Annotated in this window: 13 protein-coding genes; 4 read left to right on the forward strand and 9 right to left on the reverse strand. The window is 70.6% G+C overall.

The window, feature by feature from the left end:
* Positions 1 to 41 precede the first annotated feature (41 nt).
* Positions 42 to 911, reverse strand: coding sequence for a succinate--CoA ligase subunit alpha (gene sucD, locus EXE52_RS11810; protein WP_049929456.1), 870 nt, complete (start codon positions 909 to 911; stop codon positions 42 to 44).
* Positions 908 to 2,053, reverse strand: coding sequence for an ADP-forming succinate--CoA ligase subunit beta (gene sucC, locus EXE52_RS11815; protein WP_086220948.1), 1,146 nt, complete (start codon positions 2,051 to 2,053; stop codon positions 908 to 910). Before sucC ends, sucD begins: the two co-directional genes overlap by 4 nt.
* 81 nt (positions 2,054 to 2,134) lie before the next feature.
* Here sucC and EXE52_RS11820 point away from each other — a divergent pair, with 81 nt between their 5' ends.
* Positions 2,135 to 2,518, forward strand: a complete 384-nt coding sequence (locus EXE52_RS11820) for an ACT domain-containing protein (protein ID WP_089307602.1) — start codon at positions 2,135 to 2,137, stop codon at positions 2,516 to 2,518.
* Between the two features lie 18 nt (positions 2,519 to 2,536).
* Here the strand turns inward: EXE52_RS11820 and EXE52_RS11825 are convergent, their stop codons facing one another.
* Positions 2,537 to 3,946 (reverse strand): class II fumarate hydratase, encoded by a 1,410-nt coding sequence (locus EXE52_RS11825; RefSeq protein ID WP_086216726.1) that lies wholly within the window; start codon positions 3,944 to 3,946, stop codon positions 2,537 to 2,539.
* Between the two features lie 283 nt (positions 3,947 to 4,229).
* Here EXE52_RS11825 and EXE52_RS11830 point away from each other — a divergent pair, with 283 nt between their 5' ends.
* Complete coding sequence (locus EXE52_RS11830; protein ID WP_089307601.1) at positions 4,230 to 4,862, forward strand: hypothetical protein; 633 nt, start codon at positions 4,230 to 4,232, stop codon at positions 4,860 to 4,862.
* Positions 4,863 to 4,886: 24 nt separating this feature from the next.
* Here the strand turns inward: EXE52_RS11830 and EXE52_RS11835 are convergent, their stop codons facing one another.
* From EXE52_RS11835 to EXE52_RS11845, 3 genes are all read right to left on the reverse strand, one after another.
* Entirely contained in the window at positions 4,887 to 5,414 is a 528-nt protein-coding gene (locus EXE52_RS11835) for a hypothetical protein (protein ID WP_086220323.1), read from the reverse strand.
* Positions 5,415 to 5,461: 47 nt separating this feature from the next.
* The gene (locus tag EXE52_RS11840) at positions 5,462 to 5,785 is read right to left on the reverse strand and encodes a BolA family protein (protein WP_089307600.1); all 324 of its coding nucleotides are present in this window, start codon (positions 5,783 to 5,785) and stop codon (positions 5,462 to 5,464) included.
* An 80-nt stretch (positions 5,786 to 5,865) separates the two neighbouring features.
* Positions 5,866 to 6,804, reverse strand: a complete 939-nt coding sequence (locus EXE52_RS11845; protein ID WP_089307599.1) for a DUF1028 domain-containing protein — start codon at positions 6,802 to 6,804, stop codon at positions 5,866 to 5,868.
* Between the two features lie 440 nt (positions 6,805 to 7,244).
* Between EXE52_RS11845 and grpE the strand changes: the two genes are divergently transcribed.
* On the forward strand, positions 7,245 to 7,922 hold the full coding sequence (gene grpE / locus EXE52_RS11850; protein WP_089307598.1) for a nucleotide exchange factor GrpE: 678 nt from the start codon (positions 7,245 to 7,247) through the stop codon (positions 7,920 to 7,922).
* A 13-nt stretch (positions 7,923 to 7,935) separates the two neighbouring features.
* On the opposite strand, the gene surE is transcribed toward grpE, so the two are convergent.
* Positions 7,936 to 8,730, reverse strand: a complete 795-nt coding sequence (surE, locus tag EXE52_RS11855; protein WP_049929447.1) for a 5'/3'-nucleotidase SurE — start codon at positions 8,728 to 8,730, stop codon at positions 7,936 to 7,938.
* A gap of 127 nt (positions 8,731 to 8,857) precedes the next feature.
* Between surE and EXE52_RS11860 the strand changes: the two genes are divergently transcribed.
* Positions 8,858 to 9,157, forward strand: a complete 300-nt coding sequence (locus EXE52_RS11860) for a DUF5798 family protein (RefSeq protein WP_049929446.1) — start codon at positions 8,858 to 8,860, stop codon at positions 9,155 to 9,157.
* Positions 9,158 to 9,180: 23 nt separating this feature from the next.
* On the opposite strand, the gene EXE52_RS11865 is transcribed toward EXE52_RS11860, so the two are convergent.
* Positions 9,181 to 9,729: a DapH/DapD/GlmU-related protein gene (locus EXE52_RS11865; RefSeq protein ID WP_049929445.1), complete on the reverse strand. Its 549-nt coding sequence runs from the start codon at positions 9,727 to 9,729 to the stop codon at positions 9,181 to 9,183.
* A gap of 75 nt (positions 9,730 to 9,804) precedes the next feature.
* Positions 9,805 to 11,088 carry a phosphoribosylamine--glycine ligase gene (gene purD, locus EXE52_RS11870; RefSeq protein ID WP_086216811.1) on the reverse strand — a complete coding sequence of 428 codons (1,284 nt, stop codon included), beginning with the start codon at positions 11,086 to 11,088 and terminating at the stop codon, positions 9,805 to 9,807.
* Between the last annotated feature and the right edge of the window lie 79 nt (positions 11,089 to 11,167).

Raw genomic sequence — 11,167 nt, forward strand, 5'->3', positions numbered from 1 at the left:
TCCCGATACCGAAATTGAAAAGACCGCCGACCGCGGGGCCCTTACAGGAAGTCCTCGACGTGGTCGGCGACCTCCTCGGGGGTGTCACCGACGGGGACGCCAGCGTCGTTGAGCGCGTCGATCTTCGACTGCGCGGTGCCGGTGCCGGAGCCGGAGACGATGGCGCCCGCGTGGCCCATCCGCTTGCCCGGCGGCGCGGTGCGCCCGGCGATGAAGCCGGCGACCGGCGTGTCCATGTGCTCGCCGATGAACTTCGCGGCCTGCTCCTCGTCCTCGCCGCCGATCTCGCCGCACATCACGACCGCGTCGGTGTCGGTGTCGGCCTCGAACGCTTCGAGGGCGTCGACGAAGGACGTGCCGATGATCGGGTCGCCCCCGATGCCGATCGCCGTCGACTGGCCGAGCCCGCGCTCGGTGAGGTTGTCGACGACCTGGTAGGTGAGGGTGCCGGATCGAGAGACCAGCCCGACGTTCCCCTCGGAGAAGATGTTACCGGGGAGGATGCCCAGTTTCGCCTCGCCGGGCGTGATGATCCCGGGGCAGTTCGGACCGATGAGACGGGTGTCGGTCTCGCTCAGGCGCTTGTTCACCTTCGCCATGTCCTGCGTCGGGATCCCCTCGGTGATCGCGACGGCGAGGTCGAGGTCCGTGTCCAGCGACTCGAAGATCGCGTCGGCGGCGAACGCCGGCGGCACGAAGATGACGGAGGCGTCCGCGTCCTCGGCCTCGACGGCCTCGTCGACGGTGTCGTAGACGGGGACGCCGTCGACCTCTTGTCCGCCCTTGCCGGGCACCGCGCCGGCGACGACGTTGGTGCCGTACTCGATCATCTGGCCGGCGTGGAACTTCCCCTCCCCGCCGGTGATCCCCTGGACCACCACTCTGGTGTCGTCGTCGACGAAAATGCTCATTGGGTCACCTCCTCCGCGTTCGCGACCGCGCGCTGGACCGCGTCCTCCAGCGTCTTCTCGACCTCGACGAGGTCGGTGTTCAGAATATCCATCCCCTCCTCGGCGTTCGTGCCGGCGAGCCGGACGACCACCTTCTTGGGGATCTCGTCGAACTGCTCTAGGGCCTCGTTGATCCCCTTGGCGACCTCGTCGCCGCGGGTGATCCCGCCGAAGATGTTGAAGACGACGGCGTCGACGTTGTCGTCCGAGAACACCATGTCGAGCGCCTGCGTGACGCGCTCGGCCTTCGCCCCGCCGCCGATGTCGAGGAAGTTCGCGGGCGCGCCGCCGTAGTAGTCGACGAGGTCGAGGGTCGTCATCACGAGCCCGGCGCCGTTGCCGATGATGCCGACGTTCCCGGAGAGGCGGACGTAGTCGAAGCCGTACTCGCCGGCCTTGCGTTCGAGGTCGTCCTCGTAGGACGCCTCGGCCATGTCGGCCAGGTCGGACTGGCGGAACAGCGCGTCTTCGTCGATGTTCATCACGGCGTCCGCGGCAATCACGTCGCGGTCGCCCGTGATCATCACGGGGTTGACCTCGATCTCGGAGGCGTCGTTCTCCTCGTAGAGGTCGTACAGTGTCGAGAGGATCGAGGCCACGTCGAGCGCCACGTCGGCGTCGACGCCGGCCTCGTAGACGACCTTCCGGGCTTGGTACGGGTGGAGGCCGAACGCGGGGTCGACGTGTTCGCGCGCGATCGCGTCGGGGTTCTCCTCGGCGACCTCCTCGATGTTGACGCCGCCCTCGGTCGACACCATCAGGACCGGCTTCCCCTCGCCGCGGTCCATCGTGACGCCGACGTACAGCTCGTCGACGAAGTCGACGCCGGCCTCGACGAGGACCTGATCGACGGTGTATCCCTTCAGGTCCATCCCGAGGATCTCGTCGGCGTACTGCTCGGCCTCCTCGCGGTCCGTCGCGATCTTGATCCCGCCGGCCTTGCCGCGGCCCCCCACGTGGACCTGCGCCTTGATCGCGGCCGGGTACCCGATCTCGTCGACAGCGTCGAGCGCCTCGTCGACGCTCGTCGCGAGCCGGGAGTCCGGAACCGGGATCCCGGCGTCGGCGAAGAGAGACTTCGCTTGATATTCGTGAAGTTTCATCCGTGTGGGATCGGTACCGACACCGGCTTAAATGGTTCCGATTCGGCGCGCCTCCTTTGGCATCGGGCGTCTGCTACCCCCATGGATCCCGCCGAATTCCTCCGGAACGGGACGGTCAGCGTCCCGGCGGAGACGTACGCGGTCTGCCGGACCGACGGCGAACACCCCGGCGCGTTCGCGACTGTCCGGGAGGTCGGTGAGACGACGGTGGTGGTCGACCAGGACGAGGCGGACGCCGTCGCGACCGACGCGGTCGAGCCCGGGTGGAAGCGCCTTACCTTCGAGCCCGAGCTCCCCTTCGAGCTGGTCTGGTTCCTCGCGGCGGTCGCGACGGCGCTCGCCGAGGTCGACGCCTCGGTGTTCGTCGTCTCGTCGTACGCGACCGACCACGTGTTCGTCAAGCGGGACGACCGCGCCGCGCCCGTCCGGCGGCTGGAAGCACTGGGCTGCGAAGTCACCGACTGAGGTCGCCGAGCGGGCGGCTCAGTCCTCGTCGCCGAGGATGACGCGGTGGGTCATCGCCTCGGGGGCGAGCACCTCGTCGGCCTCCTCCTCGGTTAGGTAGCCGGCCTCGACCGCGGCCTCGCGGACGCTCTTCCCCTCCTTCAGGGCCGTCTTCGCGACCTTGCTGGCCTTATCGTAGCCGATCGCGGGGTTCAGCGCGGTCGCCAGCGCCATCGACTGCTCGACGCGTTCGCGCGCGAACTCCTCGTTCGCCTCCAGCTTCCCGACGAAGCGCTCGCCGAACGTCTCGGCGACGTTCGCGATCAGCTTCGCGGATTCGAGGAAGTTGTGGGCGATGACCGGCTTGTAGAGGTTCAGGTCGATCTCGCCGCGCGCGGCGCCCGCGGAGACGGCGGCGTCGTTGCCGACGACCTGCTTGTGGACCTGGTTGACCGACTCGGCGACGACGGGGTTGATCTTCCCGGGCATGATCGAGGAGCCGGGCTGGTTCTCCGGCTGCTCGACCTCGCCGAGCCCGTTGCGCGGGCCGGAGGCGAGGAGCCGCAGGTCGTTGGCCATCTTGTTGAGGCTACCCGCGATCGTTCGGAGGGCGCCGTGGCCCTCCGCCATCGCGTCGTGGGCGGCCTGCGCCTCGAAGTGGTTCTCCGCCTCGCGGAACTCCGTCCCGGTCTCGTCGGAGATGTACTCCGCGGCCAGCTCCGGGAACTCGGGGTGGGTGTTGAGCCCGGTCCCGACCGCGGTGCCGCCGAGGGCGAGTTCGCGGAGGTTCGACTGGACGGCCTCGGCGCGCTCGATCCCCTTCGAGACCTGCGTCCGGTAGCCGCCGAACTCCTGGCCGAGTCGGATGGGGGTGGCGTCCTGGAGGTGCGTCCGGCCCGTCTTGACGACACCGTCGAATTCGGTCTCCTTGGCCTCCAGCTCGGCGTGGAGCGTCTCCAGCGCGGGCACGAGGTCCTTCTCGACGGCCTCCAGCGCGGCGACGTGCATCGCCGTGGGGATCACGTCGTTCGAGGACTGGCCGTAGTTGACGTGGTCGTTGGGGTGGACGACCCTGTCGCCGATCTCCGCGCCCGCGATCTCGGCGGCGCGGTTGGCGATCACCTCGTTAGCGTTCATGTTCGAGGAGGTGCCGGAGCCGGTCTGGAACACGTCGACCGGGAACTGGTCGTCGTGCTCGCCCGCGATCACCTCGTCGGCGGCGGCGACGATCGCCTCCGCGGTGTCGTCCTCGACGAGCCCGAGGTCGCGGTTGGCCTGCGCGGCCGCCTTCTTGACGACGCCGAGCGCGCGGATGAAGCGCCGGCTCATCCCGATCCCCGAGACGGGGAAGTTCTCGACGGCGCGCTGGGTCTGCGCGCCCCAGTAGGCGTCCGCCGGCACCTGCATCTCGCCGAGGCTGTCCTCCTCCGTGCGGTAGTCGTCTCCCATGCCTCGGCCTTCCCGCGAGACGCTGTAAAAGGTACTGGAAGGCGTCACCCACGTGAAATCGTGCGGTACGGTAGCAACACAATTGCCACCGAGAAGCACGACTTTTACGAGGGTTCCGTCGACTGGCCCGATGGGGCGAGCGCCGCCACGAAACCGCCTGTGGCGCCACACTTGAGATGTATCGGCCGCTCTCGGCCGGGAATTTAACTCGACTAAAACCGGTTCAACTCGGGGCGACGGCGTTCCCGTTATATGCCGGTCCGGCGGCAACGGCCGAGCGCCAATGAGCTCGAACGACTCAGCGATCGGAACGGCGCTCGACCGCGACACGGTCCGGTCGACGAGCAGACTGCTGATCGGCGCGCTGGCGGTCGTCGGCGTGCTCTCGCTCGTGACGCTGCTACCGGGGGTAGACCGGCTCGTCCCGTTCGCGCCGGTGACGTTCGCCGCGGTCGCGACGGGCGTCGTCGCGCTCGCGGTGGCCGGAATCCTCCTGTACGCCGCGCCGAAGTTCGCGCTGCTGACGCGCCTGGCGCTCGGCGAGGCCGACGCGGAGGGGGACGCTCGCCCGGACCGGATCGCCGAGAACGCGGGTGGCGTGGTCCACTGGCTCGTCGTCTTCGGGGCGGTGCTCGTCGCGTACCGCGGGCTCGCGGGCGTCGCGGTCCCCGTGTTGAACGGCGCCGCGTGGGCGTACGACGCCGCCTTCCTGTTCGTCGCGCTCGTCCCAGTGGTGTTCCTCGTCGCCCGCCTGACCGTCACGGTCGACCCGCTCGCTGAACTGGTCGCCGACCGCGTCGCGGGCGGCGCCGGCGCCGCAAATGACGACGGTGCCGGCGACGACGACGACGAGGTCGACGACTCCGCGGCCGAATTCGACGAGCCGACTGCGAGCGAGACCGGCGAGGACGGCTGACCGAAACGCCGACGCCGCACTCCCTTATTTAAAAACGAACGGGAGCGTGACGAGCGCCCCGTTGATCCCGAACGCGACCAGCAACAGCAGCCCGAGCGGCGGATCGTCGCCCGGATAGGTCGCGAGCAGCACGAGCGCGCCGACTCCCAGCGCGGCCAGCCCGAGCGTCAGCGCGGCGTCCGACCACCGGTTCCAGGCGTCGTCGAGCGCGGGTTCGAGCCTCGCGAGCGGCCGGTCGGTCTCGGGGTCGTCGCCAGCACGGTCGGATCGGTCAGTCCACGCCGTATCGTCGACCGGCTCGTCGAGCCACGCGTCGCGTTCGGCGGTCCGTTCCGCTGTTCCACGTGAACCCGAATCCCCCCGGCCGAGCAGCCGCCGGATCCCGGAGCGGCCGGCGGCCGCGAACAGCGCCGCGACCGCGACCGCGGCGAGTCCGCCGAGGACGGTCGCAGAGGTGACGCGCGCCTCGACGGCCAGAAAGAGCGCGACGAACGCCAGCAGCGAGACCGCGGCGAGGACCCCGCGGACGGCGCGGACGAGTTCGGATCGCATCGGCATGGAGGGTGGAAGCGGGAAGTCGGCGGGAACGCGGCGCGGTTTCAGGCCTCGTCGACGGGGAGCAGCCCGGCATCGCGGAGGTCACCGGCGAGCGCACCGTCGCCGTGCTCCACGTACGCTTCGGGCGTGTACGTCTTGATTTCCAACGCGTGGACCGACTGCGTCATGTGATCGCCGACCGCGTCGTACACGCGCTGGTGCTGGTCGACGAGCGATTCGCCCTCGAAGGCCGGCGAGACGACGACGGCCGCGAAGTGGGCGTCCTCGTCCTCGTCGTTGTGGATCCGGGGCGCGGTGACCCGGGCGACCGCGTCGGGGAGGTCCGCCTCTATGAGGTCGGCCACCTTGTCGGGTTCGATCGGCATGGTCCCGCTCGGTTGCGGAGGGGCAAAAGTCGACCGGCCACGTCCGGCGGGGCGAACGCGCTCTGGCAAGGGGAGCGCGCTCAGACGCGGTCGAGCCGCGAGAGCCCGTTCCAGATAGCGTCGACGAGCCGCGACTCGGCGTCGTCACCGGGGGCCGTCTCCTCCCACCCGCGTGCGACGGCGTCCTCCAACACCGCGAGCGAGTGGTTCTCGAAGTTGTTCATGCCGCGGAAGGACTCCAGCGCGTCGCGAGCGTCCTCGCCGAACTCCGCGGTCGGCTCGCCGTCGTAGAAGCCGAGGTCGGCGAGCGCCGACCCGACAGCGACCGCCGTCTCGCCGGCCAGTTCCCGCGTCTCGTCGGGCGCCTCGCGTTCGAGGAGTGTCACGTCGTATATCTTGAACACGCGCTCCAACTCGTCGATCGGCCGCTCGTGGTCGTCGACGCGCACGTCGACCCAGCGGTCGTTCCTGCCGTCGTAGCCGCCCTCGGGCTTCGCGACGTACAGCGCCGCGGACTGCTCGCCGCGCTTGTCGCCACCGGCCTCGTTGCCCGCGTGGAGCGCGGCGATCAACCGTTCCGGGAGCCCCCCGTCGGTCTCCTCGAACGCCGCGGCCATCGCGTCGAGGGTGTCGGCGTTCTCCAAGATGTTCCCCTGAACCGTGTAGTGGTCACCCTGTCGGTCGCCCGCGTGGTCGTGACACTCGTCGCCCGTGAACGCCGCCGGGGGCTCCTCGGGGTCGACGCCGACGATCCCCACCTGCCGCGAGGGCGCCTCGTCGTCGGCGCCCGTGAGCCGGTCGATCGCCTCCGCGGGGGCGTGCCCCTCGCGGAGCAGGTCGAGCCCGTCGGGGCCGTAGGCGACGTTCGCGAAGCTCTGTGTGGCGACCGCGCCCGCGTCGGCGCTGACGAACGGGACGACGGCGCCGACGCCGACGAACTTGGACTGGACCGCGACGCCGACCGCGTCCGTCTCCAGATCGCGCGCGGCGATCGAGAACGTCGAGGGTCGAGGTGGCATACGGAACCGATCGTGGGTGGCGACGAGCATAAATCCGCCCGTCGCGCGAGCCAGAGTCGAGCGCTTCGGGCGGCGTCACGTCGCCACTTCGATCGGTGTCGCCCCCGCCGCCCCGATTCGCGTCACTCCGCCGCCCCGATTCGCGTCACTCCGCTAGCTCGGCCCAGGTCGGGGCCGCGGCGCCGGTCACGTGGATCCGGTCGGCCTCCACGCCCTCGTAGGCCGCGCCCCACCCGCCGACGGTCTACCGCTCGTTGCCGTCGTCGACGGCGATGGAGGCGATCCCCGTCAGCGCCGTGACGCTCGGGGCCTAGTCGGCGCCGACCGCGGCGTCGGAGAGGTGTTCGGCGTTGACGACCTCGCCGACGAGATCGTGGAGCGCTGGGTCGACCTCGCCGCGGTTCTGAACGCTTATCCCCGCCGACCGACTTCCATCGGGTATGAGCGACGACGACGCCGTCGATGTCGAGTCCGCCGACGACGAGGGCGACGCGGCGAGAGCGAACGGCACGGCGGAGGCGACCGCCGACGGAGCGAGCGGGGAGTCGGCCGCCGGCGACGACGGCGGCGCCCGCGCCGAGAGCGAGGCACTGGCCGCGGCCGTCGCCGAGCACGACGAGGCGCTCGCCCGCGAGGTGGCGGCGCTGGAGGCGGACCTCGCCGAGACCCGCGAGGCGCTCCGCGAGCGCGACGAGGAGGTCGAAGAGCTGACGAGCAAGCTCGCCCGCGTGAAGGCCGACTTCAGCAACTACAAGGAGCGCGCGAAGCGGAAGCAGGAGGACATCCGGGAGCGCGCCTCGGAGGCGCTCGTCGAGCGGCTCACGCCGGTCCGGAACGACCTGCTGCGCGCGCTCGACCAAGACGAGGGGAGCGACCTCCGCCCCGGCGTCGAGTCGACGCTGGAGAAGTTCGACGACGTGCTCGCCGAGGAGGGCGTCGAGGCGATCGACCCCGAGCCGGGCGAGGAGGTCGACCCCGCGCGCCATCAGGTGATGCTCCGCGTCGATAGCGAGCGCCCGGAGGGGACCGTCCACGAGGTGTACGAGCCCGGCTACGAGATGGGCGACCGCGTCCTGAGCGAGGCGAAGGTGACCGTCAGCACCGACGACGGCGAGTAGCGCGGCCCGCTTTTCACGACCGCACCGTCGCCTCGTAGGCCTCCGCCAGCTCGTCGAGGCCCGCCTCCGGCTCGGCGGCGTGGGGGACCGATAGCGGCGAGACGGACACCTCGCCGTCGACGACGGCGCGCCGGTCGGTGCCGACGGGGTCCGGGACGTCGTCGTCGTTCATCAGGCCCCAGATCGGATCGGAGAACCCAACGCGACCGTCCCCGTTCCGTTCCGCGCGCAGCCCGTACCACGTCGAGGGGGTCGTGACGCGGAGCGGCGCGCGGTCCTCGTCCGCGATCGGCGCGTTGACGTTGAGGTAGTCCGCGCGGTCGAACACGCCCGCCTCGACCGCCTCGTCGACGAGGAACCGCGTCGCCCGGGCCGCGTGCGCGAAGTCGGCGCCCTCGAACTCGCGTTTCCACCAATCGTCGCCGCCGGGCACGTACATCGAGGCCGCCACCGCGGGCACGTCGAAGAACGCCGCCTCGACCGCCGCCGAGACGGTCCCCGACCGCCCGAGCGTGTACGCCCCGAGGTTCGCGCCCTCGTTACAGCCCGCGACGACCGCGTCGACCTCCGGGACAAGCTCGTCGAGCCCCGCGACGACGCAGTCGACGGGGGTGCCGTCGACGACGTATCCGAGTTCGTGGTCCTCGACGGCCACGTCCTCGGAGAGCAGACGGCCGACGGACGACTGGTCGGCCGCGGGCGCGACGACGGTCACCGCGTACTCCTCGGCGAGCGCGTCGTACAGCGCGCGCAGTCCCGCGGCGTCGACGCCGTCGTCGTTGGTCAGGAGGATCCGGTCCACGCTCATACCCGTATCAGGGGCGAGTCGGGCAAAAGTCCACCGTCGGTCGGGGTCGCGGCGGTCGGCGAACCGACGGTTCGGGAGGGCCGCACCGAACGGAAAAGCACACGTATCGCCGGACCGACGCGTCGGTATGGGATTCGGGGACACCGCGAAGAAGATCCAGACGCTCGCCGACCGCGCGGAGCGCACCTACAAGAAGATCAGCGAGCTCCGCGACGAGGTCGACGAGACGCAGGAGACGGTGATAGACACCTCTGAGCGCGTCAAGACGCTCGAAAACGAGATGGCCGAGCAGCGGGCTGTCCTCGACGCCGTCGCCGAGGAGGTCGGCGTCGACCTCGAACGGGTGAGCACCGAGGCACACATCACCGACGCGGAGGAGGAAGGGACCGCGAGCGACGGCGGCGACGCGGACGACGACGCCGTGTAAACCGCTGCCGCGTAGCCCCCCGGTCAGTCGTCGCTCGCGGCCGGGTCCGACCGCGAGACGACCTCGGCCGGGACCCCCGCGACGGTCGCGCCCGGCGGCACGTCCTCCGCGACGAGCGAGTTCGCGGCGACGCGCGCGCCCTCACCGATCGTGACGCCGGGGAGTACGACCGCCCCAGCGCCGATCATCGCCTGCTCCTCAACGACAACGTCGCCGAGCCGGTACTCCTCGTGGAGGAACTCGTGACACAGCAGCGTGGCGTCGTACCCGATTATCGCGTCGTCGTCGACCCGGATCCGCTCCGGCCAGAACACGTCCGGTGTCGACTCCAGCCCCCACGAGACGCCCTCCCCGACCGCGACGCCGATCCGCCGGAGCAGCCAGTTCTTCAGCCGGAGGCTCGGGCAGATCCGCGCGAGGACGATGACGACGTAGTTGCGGACGACCGCGAGCGGCGACTTCGCGTCCGGCCACGACCACAGGGAGTTCCGGACGCCAGGCGTCGGGAACCTGTCGAGGCGGTCGCTTCGGGACAAATCCTCGCGCGTCGCGTCTGGGTCGTCGTCTGTCACGTCACGCCGTTCGGACGGGGAGGATAAAAGGGTCGCTCCGGGCCGCCGACCCGCCGACCGAGCGGCCGGGCCGGCTCAGGGTCGCAGCTCGTCCATGTGGTCGATCCGGCGCTGGACGAGGTCGGCGGTCCCGATGTCGTGGCGGATGCGGACGCGGTCGCCCGCGGCGGCCAGGGCGTCCTCCGCTTGCGCCTCGGCGGCCGCGATCGAGTCACCGCGGCCGACGACGGCGAACGCACGCGAGGTGGTGGTGTACAGCCCGCCGTCGCGCTCGTCGACGCTGGCGTAGTAGAGGAGCGCGTCCCCCGCGCTCTCCTCGTCGACCGCGATCGCCGCGCCCGCGTCAGGGTCGGTCGGGTAGCCGTCGGGGACCGCGTACTTACAGACGGTCGCCTCGCCGGAGAAGTCGAGCTCCGGGAGCGCGTCGCCGTCGCGAGCGGCGGCGAGCACGTCGACGAACGGCGTGTCGAGGACGGGCAGCGTGTTCATCGCCTCGGGGTCGCCGAACCGCGCGTTGAATTCGACGACCTTCGGCCCCTCGTCGGTGAGCATGAACTGTCCGTAGAGGACGCCCTTGTAGTCGGGGAGCGCGTCGACGACGGCCTCCAGCACGTCGACCGCGGCCTCGTAGTCGCCCTCGGCCATGAACGGGAGCGAGCGGCCGGTGTCGGTGTACGACCCCATCCCGCCGGTGTTCGGTCCCTCATCGCCCTCGTAGGCGCGCTTGTGATCCTGGACCGCGGGGGTCGTCCGCACGTCTCTGTTCGCGACGAACGCCTGAACCGTGAACTCCTCGCCGACGAGCCGCTCCTCGAGGACGACGCGGTCGTAGTCGGAATCGCGGAGGTACGCCTTGGCCTCCGCCGCCGTCACTTGGTCGCCGATCACTTTCACGCCCTTGCCACCGGTGAGCCCGGCGGGCTTGACCGCGAGGTCGCCGTCGTACTCGTCGATGTGCTGGCAGGCCGCCTCGGTGTCGTCGAACACGGCGTAGTCCGGGCAGCCGGGGATCGCGTTCCGCTCCATGAACTCCCGCTGGTACGCCTTGTCCGTCTCCAGGCGGGCCTCCGCGGCCCGCGGACCGAACGCGTAGACGCCGGCGTCGTCGAGGGCGTCCGCGACGCCGGCCTCCAGCGCCGACTCCGGGCCGATGACCGCAAGGTCCGCGCCGACCGCGGTCGCGTACTCGGCGACGGCCTCGGCGTCGGTCTCGTCGATCGACTCGAACCCGTCCGCGAGGCGCCGGATCCCCGGGTTCCGGACGCTCGCGCAGGCGTACAGCGCGCAGTCGTCAGCCACCGCTCGGGCGAGCGCGTGTTCGCGGCCGCCGCCCCCCACAAGCAGCACGGTCTCCGTCATGCCCGACGGGTGACCGCACGGTAGTGTAAACCTTACTCTCTCCGCGGCCCGATATGTGCTTGTTCGTGGATACCCGCGT

The sequence above is a fragment of the Halorubrum sp. CGM4_25_10-8A genome, from assembly GCF_005435025.1.
GTDB lineage: Archaea > Halobacteriota > Halobacteria > Halobacteriales > Haloferacaceae > Halorubrum > Halorubrum ezzemoulense.